This window comes from Microbispora sp. CA-135349, assembly GCF_050947365.1.
Lineage (GTDB): Bacteria > Actinomycetota > Actinomycetes > Streptosporangiales > Streptosporangiaceae > Microbispora.
Genome location: NZ_CP192001.1, coordinates 4,165,712 through 4,184,779 on the forward strand (window position 1 = coordinate 4,165,712; position 19,068 = coordinate 4,184,779).

A 19,068-nucleotide genomic window follows, 5' to 3' on the forward strand; every position below is an offset into this window, starting at 1 on the left:
CAGGCGCCAGGCGCGCTCGCCGAGATGGTGGCGGACACACCGCCGCGGGAGCCCGCGTCCGACATGGAGATCCTGACGATCGATCTGCCGCTGACCCGTGTCCAGTACGCCGACCGGTACGGCCCAACGGCCGGCGACCGCATCCGGCTGGCCGACACCAACCTGCGCATCGAGATCACCGAGGACTGGGCCGGCGGCCCGGGACGCAGTGGCAACGAGGTCATCTTCGGCGGCGGCAAGGTGATCCGCGAGTCGATGGGGCAGTCCTGCGCACCGCGCGACTCCGCCACGTTCGGCGCCCCGCAGCCGCCCGACACGGTCATCACCGGCGCGGTCATCCTCGACCACTGGGGCGTGGTCAAGGCCGACGTGGCCCTTCGAGACGGTCGGATCGTCGCGCTCGGCAAGGCCTACAACGACGAGACCATGGACCGGCTGCACGACGGGCACGAGCGGGCCACCGATTTCCTGATCGGCCCGGAGACCGAGGTCATCGCGGGCAACGGCAAGATCCTCACTGCGGGCGGCATCGACACGCACGTGCACTTCATCTGCCCCGAGCAGGTGCACGAGGCGCTCGCCGCCGGGGTCACCACTTTGATCGGCGGCGGCACGGGCCCCGCCGAGGGCACCACCGCCACCACCGTCACGCCCGGCGCTTGGCACATCGCCCGGCTGTTCGAGGCGCTGGACGCCTTCCCGGTCAACATCGGACTGCTCGGCAAGGGCAGCACCATGTCCACCGAATCCCTGTACAACCAGGTAGAGGCCGGCGTTCTCGGGTTCAAGATCCACGAGGACTGGGGCGCCACGCCGGCCGTGCTGCGCCGGTGCCTGGAGGTGTGCCGGGCGACCGGCGTCCAGCTGGCCCTGCACGCCGACTCACTGAACGAGGCGGGCACCGTCGCCGACACCATCGAGGCCATCGGCGATCATCCGCTCCACATCTTCCACATCGAGGGCGCCGGCGGCGGCCACGCCCCCGACATGCTCACCATGGCGAGCCTGCCGAACGTGCTGCCCGCCTCCACCAACCCCACCCGGCCCTTCACCGTCAACACGGTCAAGGAACACATCGACATGGTGATGGTCTGCCACCACCTCAACCCGCTGGTGGACGAGGACCGGGCCTTCGCCGAGTCACGGATCCGGCCCTCCACGATGGCCGCCGAAGACATCCTGCACGACCTCGGCGCCATCTCGATCATGTCGTCGGACGCCCAGGCCATGGGCCGCATCGGCGAGATGATCATACGGACCTGGCAGACCGCGCACGTCATGAAGGACAGGCGCGGCCCGCTGGAAGGCGACCGGGCGGGCGACGGCGGGGCCGACAACCACCGCGCCCGCCGCTACGTCGCCAAATACACCATCAACCCGGCCATCGCGCACGGCATCGACCACGAGGTCGGCTCGGTCGAGGTGGGCAAGCTCGCCGACCTGGTGCTGTGGGAGCCGAAGTTCTTCGGCGTCAAGCCACACCGGGTCATCAAGGGCGGCCAGATCGCCTACGCGCAAGTCGGTGACGCCAACGCCTCCATCACCACCCCGCAGCCGATCCTGCCCCGGCCGATGTGGGGAGCGACGGGCCGGGCGCCTACCGCCAACGCGGTCAACTTCGTCACCGAACACGCCATCCAGGCCGGCCTGCCCGAACGGGTCAACGTGGGCAAGCCGTTCAAGGCCATCCGCAACACCCGCAAGGTGTTCAAGGCCGACATGCGGGAGAACAACGCCTGCCCCGACATCAGCATCGATCCCGACACCTTCGAGGTGGTGATCGGCGGAGCGGAGGCCAAGGACGTCAAGACGGAGATCGACGATCAGCTTGTGGACGGCCGGCGGTTCGCCGAGACGCTGCCCATGGCGCAGCGCTACTTCCTCTTCTGACCAGCGCACCATGAAGGACTCGAACGGAAGGTGAGCCGCGCACGATGAACCGCGCTGCCCTACTCGTTCTGGCCGACGGCCGATTCCCCGCAGGCGGGCACGCCCACTCCGGCGGGGCCGAGGAGGCCGTCGCGGCCGGACGGGTGCGCAATGTGGCGAGTTTGCAGGAGTTCTGCCGCGGCCGGCTGCACACGGCAGGCCTGGTCGCGGCAGGGCTCGCGGCCGCGGCCGCCGCCGGGTACGACCCGCTGCTGCTGGAGGAGGCGGCCGACGCCCGCACCAGCGCCCCCGCCCTGCGGCACACCTCGCGGCGGCTCGGCCGCCAACTGATGCGCGCCGCCCGGGCCGCCTGGCCGTGCGCCGAGCTCGACGCCCTGGCCGCCGCCCGCCCGCGCGGCGCCCACCAGAGCGTGGTGCTCGGCCTGACCGCCCGTTGCGCAGGACTGGCGCCGATGGACGCCGCCTACGCGGCGGCGTACGAGAGCATCGGCGGCCCGGTCACCGCGACCGTCCGCCTGCTCAGGCTGGACCCCTTCGACGCCACCGCCGTCCTGGCCCGCTTGGCCGCCGACATCGACCACGTCGCCGCTCAGGCGGCCGAAGCCGCGCAGCGTGTCCGCACTGACGGAGTCGCCGCGCTGCCGGCCGCCTCAGCGCCGCTGCTCGACATCACCGCCGAACAGCACGCCACCCGCCCGGCCCGCCTGTTCGCCTCCTGACCACTCCTTCGACCCCTTGCCTGGAGCAGCCATGCACCTCCATCACGACGACACCTTCCCCGAAGGTTCCCCTCACGGCCCCGGCGGTTCTTCCCGCGAGCGTCCCGGCGGCGGTCATCGCGCCCTGCGCATCGGGCTGGGCGGACCGGTCGGCTCCGGCAAGACCGCCACTGTCGCCGCCCTGTGCCGCACGCTGCGCGAGCAGCTGTCCATAGCGGTCGTGACCAACGACATCTACACCCGCGAAGACGCTGAGTTCCTTGTGCGCGAGGCCGTCCTGCCCGCCGGGCGCATCACCGCCGTGCAGACCGGCGCCTGCCCGCACACCGCCATCCGCGACGACATCTCCGCCAACCTCGAAGCCGTCGAAGACCTCGAGGACCGTCTCGCCCCGCTCGATGTGATCCTCATCGAATCCGGCGGCGACAACCTCACCGCCACCTTCTCCAAAGGTCTCGTCGATGCCCAGATCTTCGTCATCGACGTCGCCGGCGGCGACGACATCCCCCGCAAGGGCGGCCCCGGCGTCACCACCTCCGACCTGCTCGTCATCAACAAGACCGACCTCGCCCTCCACGTCGGCGCCGACCTGGAGGCCATGGCCCGCGACGCCAAAGCCCAGCGCGGCGACCTGCCCACCGTCCTGACCGCGGTCAAGACCACGGGAGGCATCACGCCCGTGGCCGGCTGGATCCGCGAGCGCCTGGCCGCCTGGACCGCGGGCCCCGCATGAGCCGAGCGGCCCTGCCACCGACACCGCCCCCCACTCCCGCCCCAACGCCGTCCGAGCGCGCCGGGCCGGGCGTCCACGCCACCGCCCGCATCAGGGCGGTCCGCATGGGAGGCGGCACCGGCCTACCCGTGCTCGCCGGTGACGGCCCCTTCGACCTGCGCCGTGCCCGCCCGCACGGAGACCAGGCACGGGTGTGCATCCTCGGCGTCATGAGCGCCCCCCTCGGCGGCGACCGGTTGCGCATCGAGGCCACCGCCGACCGCAACGCCCACCTGCACGTCACCACCGCCGCCGCCACCATCGCCCTGCGCGGCCCCACCACCGCCCACGCCACCTACGATGTGCACCTGAACGTCGCCGAGCACGCCAGCCTGCTCTGGGTGCCCCAGCCCCTGATCTCGGCGGCACGCAGCAACCTGCGTCAAAGCTGCACCGTCGACCTGGCCCCGACTGCCCGGCTTCTGCTTCGCGAAGAAATCGTGCTCGGCCGCTCCGGCGAAGGGCCGGGCCGGCTGTCCACCCACCTCACCGTCCGCCGCGACGGGCACCCCCTGCTGGAGCAGCAGACCAGGTACGGCCCCGAAGCGTCCGGCTGGGACGGCCCCGCCATCGTGGCCTGCCACCGCGCCGTCGGCCAGATCCTCATCGTCGACCCCGCCCTGGACCGGCAACCGCCCCCCACCCGACTGTTCGGCGACGACCCGGCAACCGGCCAGGCCGTACTGACCCCGCTGGCCGGCCCCGCCATCCTGATCACCGCTCTGGCCCCGAACACTCTGCACCTGCGCCGTCTGCTGGATGCGGCGCACCTCATTGCCTGAACATGTGGTCAGCCGCGGTGGACACAGTAGAGCGTGCCGTGGTGGGAGAGGCGTGGGCAACCCCCTTCACCACGCTCACCGGCCCCGGCCGGATCACCTTCGCCGCGATCAGGCGGGGTGGGGGTACGGCGGTCACCACGCGACGGGGCCGAGGCGATCGATGAAGATCCCGGTCGGTCCGTCGGCGCCGAGCGTCGCGAGTTCGACGATCGGGTCGGTGCCCTCGGTGACCGTCAGCTGGCCGGTGTGGTTGTTCATGTCGGTGGCGGTGAACTTGTGGTTGGCGACCTCTCCGGGAGTGACGACGTTGAACTTGATCTCCGGGAGCGCCTGCGCGTACCGGACTGTGATCATGTTCAACGCCGCCTTCGACGAGCTGTAGGCGAGCTCGTGCATCTTCGAGACGGCCTGCTCCGGATCGGTCACGACCGCGAAGGAGCCGCCGGCGCTGGACACCATCACCACGCGCGGGTTGTCCGCCGCCCGCAGCAGGGGGAGGAACGCATGCGTGACCCTGATCGGCCCGTACACGTTGGTGTCGTAGACGGAATGAATCTCGCCGGCCGTCGCGTCCGCGGGCGCGACGACTCTTCCCGGTACGCCCGCGTTGTTGACCAGCACGTCCAGGCGGTCGGTGTGCTCGCGGACGAGCCGCACGGCGCCGGCCACGGAGTCGTCGGAGGTCACGTCAAGCGGGACCGGGACCACATTCGCGCCACCGGCGGTCAGTTCGCCGGCGGCCGCTCGTCCCCGGTCTTCGTCGCGCGAGCCGAGAAAGATCGTCCAGCCCCGTTCCCCGAGGCGCCGGGCCGTTTCGAGGCCGAGGCCCTTGTTGCCTCCGGTGATCAGCACCGAGGTCCGTTCCGTGTTCGTCATCGAATCCTCCATCGTGGAGTCGCATGCCGTGCGGTGCGTCCGCACGGCGTCTTGACGGCCATGGAGACGCCGGCGACCGGCTCCTTGTGACAACACGGTCGTGTGAGGCATGTCACGGGTCGCGGGTGTCACGCGGCCGGGGGGTACGGCGTCTTGTGCGTGTGACACAGTCGGTAGCGATGACGGGGGAGCCGGCGATGACCGAGTGCGGCGAGCGGACCACAGGCACGGCTGTGCCGCTCGGGGAGGGCGGCCGGACGGACTCCGCCACCGAGGCGTTCGTCGCCCATCGCAACCTGCTGTTCACCGTGGCCTACGAGATGCTCGGCTCGGCCGCCGACGCCGAGGACGTCCTGCAGGAGACCTGGCTGCGATGGGCGGGGGTCGACCTGGACACGGTGGGGGATCGGCGTGCGTACCTCGTGCGGATCACCACACGCCAGGCGCTGAGCCGGCTGCGTACGCTCGGCCGGCGCAGGGAGTCCTACATCGGACCCTGGTTGCCCGAGCCGCTGCTGACGACACCCGACGTGGCCGAGGACGTCGAGCTGGCCGACAGCGTCTCGATGGCGATGCTGCTGGTGCTGGAGACTCTGCACCCGACCGAACGGGCGGTGTTCGTGCTGCGGGAGGTGTTCGATCTCGGGTACGACGAGATCGCCGACGCCGTGGGCAAGAGCCCGGCCGCGGTCCGTCAGATCGCCCACCGGGCGCGGTCACACGTCGCCGCCCGCCGGCCGCGCGACGTCGTCACCCCGGCCGAGACCCGCGACGCCCTCCAGGCGTTCCAGCGGGCGGTCGAGACCGGCGACCTGCAGGGCCTGCTCGACGTCCTCGCCCCCGACGTCGTCCTCCTGACGGACGGAGGCGGACTCAAGCGCGCCGTGCCGCGGCCCGTCGCGGGGGCCGGCAAGGTGGCCCGCCTGCTGGCGGCCGGCGTGGTCAAGTTCGGCGCCGGGGTGTCGGTCGAGCCGGTGCAGGTCAACGGCTGGCCGGGTCTCCTCCTGCGGATCGACGGCGAGATCGACGGTGTCCTGGCGATGCGGGTCGAGACCGGTCTCGTCACCGGGCTCTACTTCGTACGCAATCCCGAGAAGCTCTCACATGTGGAGCGGGAGACCGTGCTGAGCCGCTGAGGCCGGAAACGACCCGCGACCACTCGCACGCCCGCGTCGCGACGCGCGGTCAGGCTTCGCGGCTCGAACCTGACTCCGTACGCGGGGCCGGCCAGTTGCGCAGGGCGACGTCGATCGTGTCGAGCATCCTGCTCCAGGACTCGTCGGCGGCTCGTGAATGATGGCGGAAGCCCCCTGCCATCTCCAGGCTGACGAACCCGTGGAAAACGCTGCCCAGCATGCGGACCGCATCGGTCTGGTCGGGCTCCGCGAGTGCGTAGCCGCGCAGGATCGCCCGCGTCATGTCCGAGTGCCGCCGGGCCGCGCTCGCCTCCGGGCTCTTCGGGTCGAGGTCGGTCTGCATCGCCGTGTACCTGCCCGGGTGTTTTCTGGCGTAGTCGCGGTAGGTGCCGGCAAAGGCGACCAGCGCGTCCTTGCCCGCCCGCCCGGCCAGCGACGCCGCGGCCCGGTCGGCGAGCTCGGCCAGGGCCAGCCCGGCCACCCGGACCCGCAGCTCGTGCGCGTTTCTGATGTGGGAGTAGAGGCTGGCGTCCTTGACGCCGAACCTTCGCGCCAGCTCTGAGATCGTCAGGTTCTCCAGCCCCACCTCGTCGGCCAGGTCCGCCGCCGCCTCGATCAGCCGCTCGGCCGTCACCCCCGCACGTGCCATCGATTGCCCTTCCGCTTCCTAGAGATCCTAGGCAAAAGCTTAATTGATTGCGACTGGAATCGATAGGGGATAGCTTCGTTCCTATGAAACCGATCGCCGAGCGCGACATTCGCGCCTCGTTCGTCAACTGCACCAAGGGTGAGGCCAAACGCCTCGCCGTACCGAGGGACCTGGACGCGCGTCCCTGGGACGACCTCGACTTCCTGGGCTGGCAGGATCTCGCGTCGCCGGGCCGGGCGTACCTGGTCGCCGATCAGGGCGACCGGTTGGTCGGGGTGGCGCTACGCCGGGCCACTTCCAATGCCGGGCATGTGCGGCGCAGCATGTGTTCGCTCTGCCTGACCACGCACACGGGCGACGGCGTGTCGCTGATGACCGCCCGGCGTGCCGCCGGCAGCGGCAACTCCGTCGGCGTCTACGTCTGCACCGACCTGGCCTGCTCCCTTTATCTGCGCGGCAAGAAGGACGTCGGGCCCGGCGGGCGGATGCCCGAGTCGCTCACGCTCGAAGAGAAGATCAGCAGGACCGTGGCCAACGTGCGCGACTTCCTCCAGAAGGTGACTGCCTGATGCCCGCTGTCTGCCCGCGAGGACCCGTGCGCGGGGCGCCGCGGGCCCTGACGCGCCTGGCTAGAGCCGATTGTCGTGGGCGATGAGGGCGAGCTGGACGCGATTGTCCAGATCGGTCTTGGCGAGGATGCGCGAGATGTAACTCTTCACCGTGCCGACGCTCATGTGGAGCTCGGCCGCGATGTCCGCGTTGGACCTGCCCCGGCCGACCGCGGCGGCGACCTCGCGCTCGCGGTCGCTGAGCCTGGACAGCAGCCTGCGCGCCTCGTCGCGGCGGCGGTCCTCCGCCTCCGGCGCCAGGTGGGCGATCAGGCGCCGGGTCACCCCCGGGGACAGGATCGGTTCACCCGCGGCGACCCGGAGGACCGCCTCCACGATGCCCTCCGGCGGGGTGTCCTTGAGCAGGAACCCGCTGGCCCCGGCGCGCAGCGCGCCGAAGACGTGCTCGTCGGCGTCGAACGTGGTCAGCATGATGACGTGGGGAGGGGCGGGGCGCCGCCGCAGCAGCCGGGTGGCGTCGATCCCGTTCAGGCCCGGCATCCGGATGTCCATGAGCACCACATCGGGCGCGTGCGCGTCGACCGCGGCTCCGACGTCGGCGCCGTCGGCCACGCCGCCCACCACGACGAGCTCGTCGGCGCCCCTGAGCATCAGCGTCAGACCCGCCCTGACGAGCGGATCGTCGTCCACGACCAGCACGCGTATGGCGCTCACCCCGGCCATGGTAGCCAGACCGCCAGGCGGAACTCACTCTTCTCCGCCCCGGCCTGCTCCACTTTGGCCTTCTCCACCGTGTCTTTCTCCGCCGTGTCCTTTTCCGCTCCGGCCTGCTCCACCCGGCCGCCCGCCAGCTCGGCGCGTTCCCGTATCCCGGCCAGGCCGGCGCCCTCGCCCGCGAGGAGGTCCGCCGCTGCACCGGCGGCGGACGCCGCGACCGGGTTGCGCACCTCGATGGCCAGCCCCCGGCCGGGGCCGCCGTCGAGGCGTACGGTCACCGGTAGGCCGGGGGCGTGTTTGCGGGCGTTGGTGAGGCCTTCCTGGACGATCCGGTAGGCGGCCCGCGCCGTCGCACCCGGCAGATCGGACAGGCGCACGCCGCCGTCGTACATCTCGACCCGCACACCCGCCTGCCGTACCTCATCGAGCAGGGCCGGCAGGTCGAGTGCGGCCAGGACGGGCGCCTCGCGCAGGACCGAGATGACCTGACGCAGCTCCTGCAACGCCTGGTGCGCGCTGGTGCGCATCACCGCGGCCGCCTCGACCACCTCGGCGGGGTCGGCCCGCGCGTTGAACGCCAGCGCCCCGGCGTGCAGCGCCAGCAGCGACAGCCGGTGCGCCAGCACGTCGTGCATCTCGCGGGCGATGGCCAGGCGTTCGGCGTGGCGGGCCTGCTCGACGCGTCGCCGCTGCTCCTCCTCGGCCCGGCGCAGCCGCTCCGCCAGTGACAGCACCAGCTGGCGGCGGGCCCGCGCCAGCATCCCCCATCCGGTCAGCGCCACCCCGAACAGCACCGCGACCAGCGCCCACACCGGGTACGGCGCCAGCCCGGGCGGCCGCAGCCAGAACCGGGCCAGCATCGCCGCCACCCAGGCGGCGCCCACCCCGATCGCGACGGCCGAGCGCCGGTAGAGGGCGGTCATCAGGGTGGCGATGCCGGCCGCGACCGACGCCGAGGCCGCGGGCACCGCCAGCGCCACGGCCGCCAGCGCGGTGGTGGCCGGCCACCGGCGTGTCACCCACAGCGCCGCGCACGCCGCCGCGCCGCAGGACACGTCCGCGACCAGATACCAGCCGGGAGCCGCGCCGAGGTCGCCTCGCACGACGACCGCCGCCGCGGCCAGCGCGCAGGCGACACCCCCCGCCCGGATCGCCCGGTCCCGCCGGGTCCTCACAGGGCCCGGCCGTACGTCTGCCGTCACGGACGCCCAGCGTAACGACGGCGGGCCCACCGGCGGCAGCGTCCAAAGTCGACGCCGGATTGTCACCTGGGTTGCCACGGGCAGGACCCGGGGCGGCAGACGCGGGCGGGGTGTGCGGCACACGCTGACCCCATGACAGCGAACAAGACGCGCGGCCGCCGGGCCGCACTGCTGCTCGCGGTGATCACACCGCTCGTGGCCGAGTTCACCCTCGGCAACCCGCCGCTGCGCATGGCCGGGCTCCTGCTGCTGTGGATCCCGATATACGGCGCCGGCGTCGTCCTGGTGCGCGAGCTGGTGCGGCGGGCCGGGACGGGCTGGACCGGGGTGCTGCTGCTCGGCGCCGCCTACGGCATCGTCGAGGAAGGTCTGGCGCTGCAGGCGCTGAGCAGCCCCACGATCTACGGCGCCGCCGGGTGGGCGCCCCGGATAATGGGCCTGAACAGCGCGTACACCGAGCTGCAGATCCCCTACCACGCGGTCTTCAGCGCCGCGATCCCGATCCTCCTGACCGACCTGATCGTCCCCTCCCTGCGCGACCGGCCCTACCTGGGCAGGCTCGGCACCTGGCTGGCCGGGACGGTCTTCGTCCTCGGCGCGTTGCTGCTGCGAGTGACGGTAGTAACCTCCATCGACCCCGGCTACCAGGCGCGACCGGCGATCCTCGCGGGCTGCGCGGCCGCCGTGGCCCTGCTGGTGGCGGCGGGGCTGCGGCTGAAGGCCTCTGCGGGAAGGCCCTCGATCACGCCGCCCGCACCCGCGGCGGCCGGGGTGTTCGGCGCCGTGGCCGCCTTCGTATACCTGGCGGCGCTGTTCCCCTTCGGCGGCGCGACCCAGCCCGCCTTCACTCACGGCGGGTGGGTGGTCGTGCCCATGGCGGCCGCCGCCGCCCTGGCGGTGGCCGCCGCGTGGCTCCTGCGCCGCTGGACAGCCGGCGGCCTGTGGACGGACCGGCACAGCCTCGCTCTGGCCTCCGGCGCCCTGGTCGCCCACACCGCCTTCGGCCTGATCTCGAACACCGACACGGCGGCCGACCGCGCCGGCCTGGCGGCCGTCGGCGTGGTCATGGCGTGTCTGCTGGCTGTACTGGGCCGATACAGCGGCCGAGCGGCTGCTGCTGGTCGTCCATCCCCGCGGCATGGGGACCGCGATCTCCGCGGGCGGCCGCGGGCATAGGATCGGTGGATGGCAACGAGGCTCGTGCAGATTCACATGAAAGCCGGGGACGATGCCGCGGTCGGCCGGTTCTGGGCGCAGGCACTCGGCTGGGGCATCTCCAGCGAGGGGCCCGGCGTGACCAACCTCGAACCCGAGGGCTTCGTCTATCCCGACCCCGCCGCCGTCTGCATCGACGTCGTCCGCGATCCGAAACCCAAGACGGTGAAGAACCGCGTGCACGTCGACCTCGCCACCACCTCCGCGGCCCACCAGGCCGACCTCGTCGCACGCCTCCGGGGACTCGGCGCGACGCCCGCCGACGTGGGCCAGGGCGACGTGCCGTGGGTCGTTCTCGCCGACCCGGAGGGCAACGAGTTCTGCGTGCTGGAGCCCCGGGAGATCTACCGGGACACCGGTCCGATCGCCGCGGTGGTGGTCGACTGCGCCGATCCGCGGGCCATGGCCAGGTTCTGGGGCGAGGCGATGGACTGGACCCTGCACGAGGTGACCGACGACCACGGGGTGCTGCGCTCGGCCAAGGGCGTCGGGCCGTATCTGGAGTTCCTCCGCACGCCCGACGTGAAGACCGTGTGGAACCGCGTCCACCTCGATCTGCGGCCGTACCCCGGTGACGACCAGGCGGCGGAGGCGGCCCGGCTGCAGACCCTCGGCGCGACACCCGCCGACGTCGGCCAGGGCGACGTCCCGTGGGTCGTCCTCGCCGACCCCGAAGGCAACGAGTTCTGCGTCCTCACCCCGCTCTGAACGCGGAGCCCTGCCGGTCCTCGTCGTGGGCACCGCCGACGGCGTCACCTTCGCCACTGCATCGCGGTCGCACTGACGACGCTGCGGCCGGTAAACCGGTTGAACCCTACTTCTGCTTCCCGTACGTTGCCTGCTGCCCGTCGTAGTGAGGACAGAGGACAAGACCGCGTGACCCCGCCTGCTCTTCAGATCTGACACCTTCTTCCGCTCATTCACCAGCCGACCGTTCCGTCGGCTCTGCCGGGCTGCCCGTGCACTTCACGGCTACCGCGTCAACGATCCGGAACTGGTGGCGTCCAGGCTGCTGGATCCGCTGCTCGCCCGGCGCAACCGCTTCACCCTGGACTGGACGGCGGCCTGGCGGCTGGACACCCCGTCGCCATGGCTCGACGAGGCGTGGCCGGTGCAGGTGGAGGTCGTCTTCGAGGATCCGGTACCGGTGCGCCCGGAACGGCTCATCGCGGAAGGTCTCGGCTTCAGCAGGAACGAAGTGCTGCGCCGGATCAAGTGCGACATCTCGCTGCGCCGTCCAAGGAGCACCGGCTTCACCTTCACCGTGATGGCCGGAGACTAGACGATGCACGTCTGCGCACTCGGTGAGCTCAGGTGCGGCGGGCGGCCCAGACGGTGCGTTCGGTGCGTACGGCGAGGTCGCCGCGGCGCAGGATGCTGTGCGGGCTGCCGGTGTCGAGCAGCCGGTCGAGCGCGGCGAGGTCTTCGGGCGAGAGCGCCTGGACGGCGGCGCCACGGATGCGCCGCAGGGCGCTGAGGGCGTAGCGGCCGATCGCCTCGTTGCGGGAGCCCTCGATGTGCACGGTGATGGTGTGTGTGCCATCGAGGGCGAATCCGGCGCCGGTCAGCATCGGCCCCCAGTCGGCGCCGCGGTGGGGCATGTGTTCGGCGTGAAGGTGGCCGGTCGCGGCGTGACAGCGCTCTTCCAGGCCGGGCCGGTCCTCGGGTGCGCCGGCGGGCAGGAAACGGGGGAAGCCGGCCAGTTCGACGACGGCGAACAGGCCGCCGGGCGCGAGCAGGTCGTGGACGTTGCGTATGACACGCTCGGGGTCGGCCATGTGGTGCATCGAGGCCGACGCCCATACGAGGTCGGGCGTGCCGAGGTCGGGCCAGTCGGCGTCGTCGAGGTCGGCCTGCACGACGTGCACGCGGTCACTCATGTCACGGGCGCACGCCTTCTCCTGCAGGCGCTGCAGGTGCCCGGGTGCGGTGTCGACGGCTGTGACGTGTGCCTCCGGGAAGCGTTCGAGGAGTGCGAAGGTGCCCGCTCCGGTGCCGCAGCCCACGTCCACGATATGACGCGGGCCGGCGGTCAGGGGCAGCCACTCGGTGATGGCGGCGAGGTGCTCGGCGAGGACTTCCGCGTCCAGGTCGAGGATCTCCTCTTGGCCGCCGGCGCCCTGCTTGTGGTCGTGGCTGGTGTGCAGGTGTGTTCGGGTCATGACGTCACATTACGAAGTCTATGCGCCCCTGGCATAACACCTTTCGTATCGCGCAAGAAAATGGCCGCCGGCGCTGCCGGGCACGCAAGACGCATCCGTGCACCGTCCAGCAGCACCGGGCACCTGTCGCACCATCAGTCACCGCCCTCTCGGGCATCCCGGCCGCCGTCCTCGCGCTGGTGGCCGCGCCGCGCGTCACGGTCGAAGATGCCCAGGATCTCGCACGGTCCGCCTTCGGCGCCGATGGCGTGCGGCATCATCGTGGGGAACTCGGCGGCCTGATTGGCTTCGAGGCGGAAGCGGCGGTGGCCCAGCATGAGGATCGCCGTGCCGGACAGGACGACAAGCCATTCCCGGCCCGGGTGGGCGCGAATGCGGGCGGGATTGTCGGGCGGGGGCTCGGTCATGCGCTGACGCATCACGGTCATGCCGGGGTCACTCTTGATCGGCCAGCGCATCACGCCGTGAGTGCCATCGATCATCGGACTGGTGACGACGTCGTCGGCGGCGGTCTCGACCAGCTGGTCGAGGGAGGTGTCGAGGGCGCGGGCGAGGGTGACCAGCTGATCCAGCGCGAGACGGCGCTGGCCGTTCTCGATGCGGCTCAGCGAGGACTGGCTGAGCCGGGCACGGGTGGCCAGCTCTTCCAGCGACCAACCCTGTGCGACCCGCAGGGCGCGGATGCGCTTGCGTACGAGGCTGTCCAGACCCTCATCTTCTTGCTTCATAGGCAACAGCCTATGCCGTTGATGCAAGGCGCGGATATCGTCGCACCTAGACGGCCCTGATCCGGTAGGGCCGACTTCCGCACCCCGATCGGCGTGCGTCGCCGAGGACGCCGTCTTCCTGGCGCGTCCGGCACGCGGGCGCCTTCCCCGGCTCATCGTCGTGGCGCGGACCTCAACTGCCCTTTGACCTGCCTTTTCGAGAGGAATTCATGAGCACGAACCAGTCCGTACAGGGGGCAACCGCCGAGGCAATAGGCAGGGGCGCGCCGGACGCGCGCCGACTGCGCACCATCCTGATCGCCGTCTGTGTCGCGTTGATGGCGGTCATCGCCTCGGTGACCGGGTTGAACGTCGCCCAGCCTGCCATGGCCGTCGAATTCGGCGCCTCACAGACCATGATCCTGTGGATCATCAACATCTACACCCTCACTCTGGCCGCGCTGCTGCTTCCGCTCGGCGCGATCGGTGACCGGCTGGGCCGCAAGCCCATGCTGATCACCGGGCTGAGCATCTTCGGAATCGCCAGCGCGTTGGCGGGCCTGGCCCCGTCGTCTGAGGTCATGATCGCCGCCCGCGTGCTCAGCGGTGTGGGCGCTGCGGTGATCATGCCGATCACCCTCGCTGTGATCACCTCGACCTTCCCGGACGAGCAGCGTGGAAAGGCGATCGGCGTGTGGACCGGCGTCGCCGGAGGCGGCGGCATCATCGGCATGTTCCTCTCCGCCCTGCTCGTGGACGTGGGGGACTGGCGGTGGCTGTTCGTGCTGCCCGTCGTCCTTGTCGTCGTCTCGCTCGGCATGATGCGGTCCGTGCCCAACTCTCGCGAGCGCTCCGGGCACTCCTTCGACACCATGGGCGCACTGGCCTCCGTCGTCGCCGTGGTGGGCCTCATCTTCGTCCTGCAGGAAGGCCCGGAGCGCGGCTGGAGCGACCCTGTCGCTCTGATCAGTCTCATCGCCGGTCTGGTGGCCCTGATCTTCTTCGTGGCCTGGGAGTTGCGCCGCGGGGACGCATCCCTGCTGGATGTGCGCCTCTTCCGCGAGCGCGGCCTGGCCGGCGGCTCCGTCACACTGCTGGTGGTCTTCGGTGTCCAGGCCGGTGTCTTCGTGGTCCTCTTCCCGTTCCTGCAAGCCGTCCTCGGCTGGTCGGGACTGCTGTCCACTTTGGCGATGATGCCCATGGCCGTGCTGATGATGATGACCTCCGGCTTGGCGCACAAGCTGGCCGCGCGTGTCGGCGCCCGCTCGACCATGGCGGCGGGGATCGCGTTGTTCGGCGCCGGTCTGGCCCTCATCGCCGGCATCGTTTCCGTCGACGGCGGCTATCTGTCCATCCTGCCCGGCATGCTCGCCATGGGCATCGGCATGGGCCTGTCGATGGCCCCCTCCACCGAGGCCATAACCAGTGCCCTGTCGCGAGAGAAGCAGGGTGTCGCCTCCGCGCTCAACGACATCACCCGCGAGTTCGGCACCGCACTCGGCGTCGCCCTGCTCGGCGCCCTCCTGGCGAGTGGTTACCGCAGTGCCATCGAGGACAGGCTCGGCGGCATCCCTCAAGGCGCGGCGGACGCCGCACGCCAGGGCGTCGCCAACGCCATCGAGGCCGCGGGCACTGCCGGCTCCCACGCGCGGGCGCTGGTCGACGCCGCCCGTCAGTCCTTCGTCGACGGCTGGCAGCAGGCCATGTGGGCAGGAGTCGTCGTCATGGGCGTCTTGTTCGTCTACATCGCCGCCCGCGGTCCGCGGAACAAGCTCTCCACGTCGGCGGGCGATGAGAAAACCCCAGAAGACCGCCACCCCCAGGTGAGCGCGTAAGAGCTGAACCGGCTCGCGCAGGGCCTTGTCGGGCCGGTGGCCGGGTGCCCAGCACGTGCTCGCGGCCCCGAAGGGCCGCTGGTGCCGACGCTCTCAAAGCCGATCACGGCGGCGGAACCCGAGGCGTTCGGATAGCTTGCGAGAATTACCCATCTCCCAAGTTATCCGGACGGCGCCAGCACGCAACGGATGAATATTTTCTATTTTCTATTTCCAGAAAATCAGAAATTGGCTATGCTGAGCCGCCGTGACGAGCTCCGTGACGATCACCGCGTGCAAGCACTGCGGCGCCCCCATAGAGCAGCCGGTACGGCGGGGCAGGCCGCGGGAGTACTGCCCGGACGGTGACTGCCAGGCGGCGGCCAAGAGGGAGCGGGAGCTGCGCCGTGCCACACCGGGCCTGGAGGGCGCGCTCGCACGGGTGGAGGACCTGTACGAGCGCATGGAGAAAGGCCTGGCGGCGGCGATCGAGCCGCTCGCAACGGTGCTCGCCCAGGAGCTCAGCCCCGCGGGGGTCGAGGCGAAACTGAGCGCGATCCAGGCCGAGGCGCACACGAGCGTCGCCATCGCCCGCGCCGAGCGTGAGCAGGCGCTGGAGCAGGTGCGGCTGGCCCGCGAGGCCGCCGAGGAGGCCCGCGGGGAAGCGGAGAATGCCCGCCGCCGGATGGAGGAGGCCTACGCCGAGCGCGACACGGCCTTCGCCGACGCGGAGACCGCCCGCGAGCAGGCGCTGGCCGCCCTGCGGGAGGCGGCGAGCACCGAACGCCGCGCCAGGCAGGAGGCCGACCAGGCCACCCGCCGCGCCGAGGTCGCCGAGACCGCCCGCGAGCAGGCCGTACGAGAACTGGCCGAGCGGGTGGACCGGGCCGCGGCCGAGGTCGGCCTGGCGCGGGAGCAGGCCGACCAGGCCGTGCGGGAACGTGACGCGGCGCAGGCCGACGCGCGGGCGGCGCGTGCGGAGGCGGAGCTGGCCCGCCGTGCGCACCGTGAGGCCGAGCAGTCCAGCGCCGCCGCCCTCGCCCGCGCCCAGGCGGCCGAGGCCGAACGCGACCGCGTGGTCGCGCGCGCCGAGGCCGAACGCGACCGGGCCGTGGCGCAGGCCCATGACGAGCGTGACCGGGCGCTGGCCCGGGCCGAGGCGGCGGAAACCGCTCGCGAGCAGGCCGTCGCGGAGGCCGCCCGGGTGCGCGCGGAGGCGGCGCAGGCCGAGGCGCGCGCCGGAGCGGCGGACGCGGCGGCGGGACGGGCCGAGCGGCACGCCCGGGACGCCGCCGCGGAGCGGGAGCGCGTCCAGGCGGAGCTGGCGCTGGAACGGGCCCGGCTGGCCGACCTGCGCGCGCAGCTCGACGTGGCCCGGTCCGAGGCGGCCCAGCTGCGCGAACGCGCGGTCGCCGCCGAGCTTCGGCTGCGCCAGGAGGCGCCAGAACCCCCGCCCGGGTCGTGACGCATCGTCCTCTCGCTGTTCGGACGCCGGCCGCACGGATCACCTCGTTCGGCTCGGCCCATCTGCGCCGCCTCGACGTCGCGAGCATGGCCGGGCGACGCTCCTGCCGCTGTGTGACCCATGCCACATGCGGTTCCTGTCAGCAATCGAGGCGCTGCTCCGCTCATGTCACCGAGAGCAAGCGAACCGACAGGAGCGTCGCATGAAGCACCGCATCGTCGTCCTCGGGGCCGGCTATGCCGGGGCCTACGCGGCCGGGACCCTGGCCCGCCGGCTGTCCCCGGCGGGCATCGAGATCACCGTGGTCAACACCGTGCCCGACTTCGTGCAGCCGAAGCTCGCCGACGTCTTCGCGGGCACGGAGATACGACTGCGCGTGGCCCGCGTCACCGCCGTCGATCCCGAGCGGCGGGTCGTCACCGTGGCCGACACCGACGGCGGCGGCGAGCTCGGCTACGACACGCTTGTCTACGCGCTCGGCAGTCACGGCGACGTCCGCGGCGTACCCGGCGCGGCCGAGCACGCCTTCGACGTCGCCGCCAGGCCCTCGGCGCTGCGCCTGCGCGAGTGCCTGGACAGCCTGGACCGCCCGGACCGCCCGGACCGCCCGGACCGCCCGGACCGCCTGGGCAGGCGGGGCGAAGGCGGGCGCGTGGTGGTCGTCGGCGACGGGTTGACCGGCATCGAGACCGCCACCGAGATCGCCGAATCCCGGCCCGGCCTGTCGGTGACGCTGGTCGCTCGCGGCGAGTTGGGCGCCCGGCTCTCCGCAGGGGCCCGCAGCCACCTGCGCCAGGCCTGCGACCGGCTGGGCATCATCGTTCTGGAGCACACCGGCGTCACAGCCGTCGAAGCGACGCGTGTGCTGTGCGCCGACGGCACCGTCCTGGCGTCCGAGGCGACTGTGTGGACGGCCGGGTTCGCGGTCGCCCCCATCGCCGCCGCCGGCGGGCTGGAAGTCACCGAGAACGGTCAGATCGTCGTCGATCGCACCATGCGGTCGGTCTCGCACCCCAACGTCTACGCCATCGGCGACAGCGCCTACGCCGTCGGTGACAACGGCCGGCCCCTGCCGATGTCCTGCGCCTCGGCCGGCTACACCGGCCGGCAGGCGATCGAGGCGATCGTGGGACGCCTGACCGGCCGTGAGATCTCGAACAGCAAGCTGGTCTACACGTACAACCACATCAGCCTCGGGCGGCGGGACGGAATCCTGCAGATGGTCGACGACGAAGGGCAGGCGAAGCCGAAGTTCATAAGCGGCCGGAAGGCCGCGCGGGTCAAGGCGGGCATCGTCACGATGTCGCTGTGGGCCACCATGCACCCGACCTTCGGCATGCCCAAACGCAAGCACCACCTGGCCGCCGCGCCGGACGCGACCGCCGGGAAGTCGGCCGCCCACCGCGAGGGCGGTCGCGTTGCCACCTGAGGTGGTCCACGAGGACAGCGCCGCCACGGATCGCTTCGACACCGGACGCTTCGAGGGCAGCCGGAACCGGCTGGCCTCACTGGCCTACCGGCTGCTGGGCTCCGCGGCCGACGCCGAGGACGCCGTGCAGGACGCGTTCCTGCACTGGCAGGCCGTGGACCGGCGTCGGATCAAGGTGCCGGAAGCATGGCTGACCAAGGTCGTCACCAACCTGTGCCTCGACCGGCTCCGCTCGGCGCGGGCCCGCCGCGAACGCGCCGCCGGCGCCTGGCTGCCCGAACCGCTCCTCGACGGCGATCCGATGCTCGGCCCGGCCGACTCGTTCGGGCAGCGCGAATCGGTCTCCCTGGCCGTGCTGACGCTCATGGAGCGCCTGCCGCCCCTCGAGCGGGCCGTCTACGTCCTGCGCGAGGCGTTCTCCTACAGCCACGCTGAGATCGCAGAGATCCTCGACATCACCGAGGCCGCGAGCCAGCAGCACCTCCACCGGGCCCGGCGCCGTCTCGCCGCCGGGCGCCGCGGCGGCGAGATCGACCCGGCATCCGCCCGCAGGGTGGTCGAGGAATTCTTCGCCGCCGCCTCCTCGGGCCGCACCGAACGGCTGGTGGCGCTGCTCACCGACGACGCGATCGCGATCTCCGACGGCGCGGGCCTGGCCGAGACGCTGCTGCGGTACGACACTCCGCAACGCATCGCCGCCGTCGCGCGAGCCGGCTTCACACCCACGCCCGCGAAGCGGCGATTCGCCGGCGGCACGCCCGCCGTCCACTACGCGCTCGTCAACGGCGCCCCCGCCATCCTCTTCGTGATCGGCGACCAGGTCATCGGCGCCGTGACGTTCGACATCGCAGGAGGCAGGATCGCAACCGTGCGCGGCATCGCCGCCCCCGCCCGCCTCGTCCGCCTCACCGAGGCCTGGCGGCAGCGTGGACCGGACACGCCGCTTATCAGCCAGTGGTGACCC

Annotated in this window: 19 protein-coding genes; 13 read left to right on the forward strand and 6 right to left on the reverse strand. The window is 71.8% G+C overall.

Annotated elements, in window-relative coordinates; translation table 11 throughout:
* Positions 1–63 precede the first annotated feature (63 nt).
* Genes ACQPZZ_RS19410 through ACQPZZ_RS19425 form a run of 4 tightly spaced genes read left to right on the forward strand, consistent with a single transcriptional unit; the run spans position 64 to position 4,163 of the window.
* Positions 64–1,890, forward strand: coding sequence for an urease subunit alpha (locus ACQPZZ_RS19410; RefSeq protein ID WP_432934449.1), 1,827 nt, complete (start codon positions 64–66; stop codon positions 1,888–1,890).
* Positions 1,891–1,934: 44 nt separating this feature from the next.
* Positions 1,935–2,609, forward strand: coding sequence for an urease accessory protein UreF (locus tag ACQPZZ_RS19415; RefSeq protein ID WP_432933975.1), 675 nt, complete (start codon positions 1,935–1,937; stop codon positions 2,607–2,609).
* Between the two features lie 31 nt (positions 2,610–2,640).
* Entirely contained in the window at positions 2,641–3,342 is a 702-nt protein-coding gene (gene ureG, locus ACQPZZ_RS19420) for an urease accessory protein UreG (RefSeq protein ID WP_432933977.1), read from the forward strand.
* Positions 3,339–4,163 carry an urease accessory protein UreD gene (locus ACQPZZ_RS19425; RefSeq protein ID WP_432933979.1) on the forward strand — a complete coding sequence of 275 codons (825 nt, stop codon included), beginning with the start codon at positions 3,339–3,341 and terminating at the stop codon, positions 4,161–4,163. The genes ureG and ACQPZZ_RS19425 overlap by 4 nt, the downstream gene beginning before the upstream one ends.
* A 132-nt stretch (positions 4,164–4,295) precedes the next feature.
* Here ACQPZZ_RS19425 and ACQPZZ_RS19430 read toward each other — a convergent pair whose 3' ends face one another.
* Positions 4,296–5,039, reverse strand: a complete 744-nt coding sequence (locus tag ACQPZZ_RS19430; protein WP_432933981.1) for an SDR family NAD(P)-dependent oxidoreductase — start codon at positions 5,037–5,039, stop codon at positions 4,296–4,298.
* Between the two features lie 197 nt (positions 5,040–5,236).
* Between ACQPZZ_RS19430 and ACQPZZ_RS19435 the strand changes: the two genes are divergently transcribed.
* Positions 5,237–6,175: an RNA polymerase sigma-70 factor gene (locus ACQPZZ_RS19435; RefSeq protein ID WP_432934451.1), complete on the forward strand. Its 939-nt coding sequence runs from the start codon at positions 5,237–5,239 to the stop codon at positions 6,173–6,175.
* A 49-nt stretch (positions 6,176–6,224) separates the two neighbouring features.
* Here ACQPZZ_RS19435 and ACQPZZ_RS19440 read toward each other — a convergent pair whose 3' ends face one another.
* Positions 6,225–6,824 (reverse strand): TetR/AcrR family transcriptional regulator, encoded by a 600-nt coding sequence (locus ACQPZZ_RS19440; RefSeq protein ID WP_432933983.1) that lies wholly within the window; start codon positions 6,822–6,824, stop codon positions 6,225–6,227.
* A gap of 83 nt (positions 6,825–6,907) precedes the next feature.
* Between ACQPZZ_RS19440 and ACQPZZ_RS19445 the strand changes: the two genes are divergently transcribed.
* Complete coding sequence (locus ACQPZZ_RS19445) at positions 6,908–7,393, forward strand: FBP domain-containing protein (RefSeq protein WP_363637816.1); 486 nt, start codon at positions 6,908–6,910, stop codon at positions 7,391–7,393.
* Between the two features lie 60 nt (positions 7,394–7,453).
* Here the strand turns inward: ACQPZZ_RS19445 and ACQPZZ_RS19450 are convergent, their stop codons facing one another.
* Entirely contained in the window at positions 7,454–8,116 is a 663-nt protein-coding gene (locus ACQPZZ_RS19450) for a response regulator transcription factor (protein ID WP_432933985.1), read from the reverse strand.
* Positions 8,104–9,312 (reverse strand): sensor histidine kinase, encoded by a 1,209-nt coding sequence (locus ACQPZZ_RS19455; RefSeq protein ID WP_432933987.1) that lies wholly within the window; start codon positions 9,310–9,312, stop codon positions 8,104–8,106. The genes ACQPZZ_RS19450 and ACQPZZ_RS19455 overlap by 13 nt, the downstream gene beginning before the upstream one ends.
* A 132-nt stretch (positions 9,313–9,444) precedes the next feature.
* Between ACQPZZ_RS19455 and ACQPZZ_RS19460 the strand changes: the two genes are divergently transcribed.
* The 3 genes from ACQPZZ_RS19460 (at position 9,445) to ACQPZZ_RS19470 (ending at position 11,809) form a co-directional block, all read left to right on the forward strand.
* Positions 9,445–10,488 (forward strand): hypothetical protein, encoded by a 1,044-nt coding sequence (locus ACQPZZ_RS19460; RefSeq protein WP_432933989.1) that lies wholly within the window; start codon positions 9,445–9,447, stop codon positions 10,486–10,488.
* A gap of 9 nt (positions 10,489–10,497) precedes the next feature.
* The gene (locus ACQPZZ_RS19465; RefSeq protein ID WP_432933991.1) at positions 10,498–11,235 is read left to right on the forward strand and encodes a VOC family protein; all 738 of its coding nucleotides are present in this window, start codon (positions 10,498–10,500) and stop codon (positions 11,233–11,235) included.
* 178 nt (positions 11,236–11,413) lie between these two features.
* Complete coding sequence (locus ACQPZZ_RS19470; RefSeq protein ID WP_432934452.1) at positions 11,414–11,809, forward strand: DUF1062 domain-containing protein; 396 nt, start codon at positions 11,414–11,416, stop codon at positions 11,807–11,809.
* A gap of 28 nt (positions 11,810–11,837) precedes the next feature.
* Here ACQPZZ_RS19470 and ACQPZZ_RS19475 read toward each other — a convergent pair whose 3' ends face one another.
* Complete coding sequence (locus tag ACQPZZ_RS19475) at positions 11,838–12,689, reverse strand: class I SAM-dependent methyltransferase (protein WP_432933993.1); 852 nt, start codon at positions 12,687–12,689, stop codon at positions 11,838–11,840.
* A 134-nt stretch (positions 12,690–12,823) separates the two neighbouring features.
* Positions 12,824–13,417 (reverse strand): helix-turn-helix domain-containing protein, encoded by a 594-nt coding sequence (locus ACQPZZ_RS19480; RefSeq protein WP_432933995.1) that lies wholly within the window; start codon positions 13,415–13,417, stop codon positions 12,824–12,826.
* A 209-nt stretch (positions 13,418–13,626) separates the two neighbouring features.
* Between ACQPZZ_RS19480 and ACQPZZ_RS19485 the strand changes: the two genes are divergently transcribed.
* The 4 genes from ACQPZZ_RS19485 to ACQPZZ_RS19500 all read left to right on the forward strand — a co-directional run bounded on the left by ACQPZZ_RS19485 (position 13,627) and on the right by ACQPZZ_RS19500 (position 19,065).
* Entirely contained in the window at positions 13,627–15,231 is a 1,605-nt protein-coding gene (locus tag ACQPZZ_RS19485) for an MFS transporter (RefSeq protein WP_432933997.1), read from the forward strand.
* Positions 15,232–15,478: 247 nt separating this feature from the next.
* Positions 15,479–16,675, forward strand: a complete 1,197-nt coding sequence (locus tag ACQPZZ_RS19490) for a hypothetical protein (RefSeq protein WP_432933998.1) — start codon at positions 15,479–15,481, stop codon at positions 16,673–16,675.
* Between the two features lie 202 nt (positions 16,676–16,877).
* Entirely contained in the window at positions 16,878–18,104 is a 1,227-nt protein-coding gene (locus ACQPZZ_RS19495) for an NAD(P)/FAD-dependent oxidoreductase (RefSeq protein WP_432934000.1), read from the forward strand.
* Entirely contained in the window at positions 18,094–19,065 is a 972-nt protein-coding gene (locus ACQPZZ_RS19500; RefSeq protein WP_432934002.1) for a sigma-70 family RNA polymerase sigma factor, read from the forward strand. Before ACQPZZ_RS19495 ends, ACQPZZ_RS19500 begins: the two co-directional genes overlap by 11 nt.
* Positions 19,066–19,068: the final 3 nt, after the last annotated feature.

What these genes read in the sequence shown, in the direction of transcription:
- ACQPZZ_RS19485 (WP_432933997.1), top strand. Translation starts at nt 13,627, where the DNA reads ATGAGCACGAACCAGTCCGTACAGGGGGCAACCGCCGAGGCAATAGGC.
- ACQPZZ_RS19415 (WP_432933975.1), top strand. Translation starts at nt 1,935, where the DNA reads ATGAACCGCGCTGCCCTACTCGTTCTGGCCGACGGCCGATTCCCCGCA.
- ACQPZZ_RS19425 (WP_432933979.1), top strand. Translation starts at nt 3,339, where the DNA reads ATGAGCCGAGCGGCCCTGCCACCGACACCGCCCCCCACTCCCGCCCCA.
- ACQPZZ_RS19430 (WP_432933981.1), bottom strand. Translation starts at nt 5,039, where the DNA reads ATGACGAACACGGAACGGACCTCGGTGCTGATCACCGGAGGCAACAAG.
- ureG (WP_432933977.1), top strand. Translation starts at nt 2,641, where the DNA reads ATGCACCTCCATCACGACGACACCTTCCCCGAAGGTTCCCCTCACGGC.
- ACQPZZ_RS19440 (WP_432933983.1), bottom strand. Translation starts at nt 6,824, where the DNA reads ATGGCACGTGCGGGGGTGACGGCCGAGCGGCTGATCGAGGCGGCGGCG.
- ACQPZZ_RS19480 (WP_432933995.1), bottom strand. Translation starts at nt 13,417, where the DNA reads ATGAAGCAAGAAGATGAGGGTCTGGACAGCCTCGTACGCAAGCGCATC.
- ACQPZZ_RS19495 (WP_432934000.1), top strand. Translation starts at nt 16,878, where the DNA reads ATGAAGCACCGCATCGTCGTCCTCGGGGCCGGCTATGCCGGGGCCTAC.
- ACQPZZ_RS19410 (WP_432934449.1), top strand. Translation starts at nt 64, where the DNA reads ATGGAGATCCTGACGATCGATCTGCCGCTGACCCGTGTCCAGTACGCC.
- ACQPZZ_RS19450 (WP_432933985.1), bottom strand. Translation starts at nt 8,116, where the DNA reads ATGGCCGGGGTGAGCGCCATACGCGTGCTGGTCGTGGACGACGATCCG.
- ACQPZZ_RS19475 (WP_432933993.1), bottom strand. Translation starts at nt 12,689, where the DNA reads ATGACCCGAACACACCTGCACACCAGCCACGACCACAAGCAGGGCGCC.
- ACQPZZ_RS19445 (WP_363637816.1), top strand. Translation starts at nt 6,908, where the DNA reads ATGAAACCGATCGCCGAGCGCGACATTCGCGCCTCGTTCGTCAACTGC.
- ACQPZZ_RS19460 (WP_432933989.1), top strand. Translation starts at nt 9,445, where the DNA reads ATGACAGCGAACAAGACGCGCGGCCGCCGGGCCGCACTGCTGCTCGCG.
- ACQPZZ_RS19435 (WP_432934451.1), top strand. Translation starts at nt 5,237, where the DNA reads ATGACCGAGTGCGGCGAGCGGACCACAGGCACGGCTGTGCCGCTCGGG.
- ACQPZZ_RS19465 (WP_432933991.1), top strand. Translation starts at nt 10,498, where the DNA reads ATGGCAACGAGGCTCGTGCAGATTCACATGAAAGCCGGGGACGATGCC.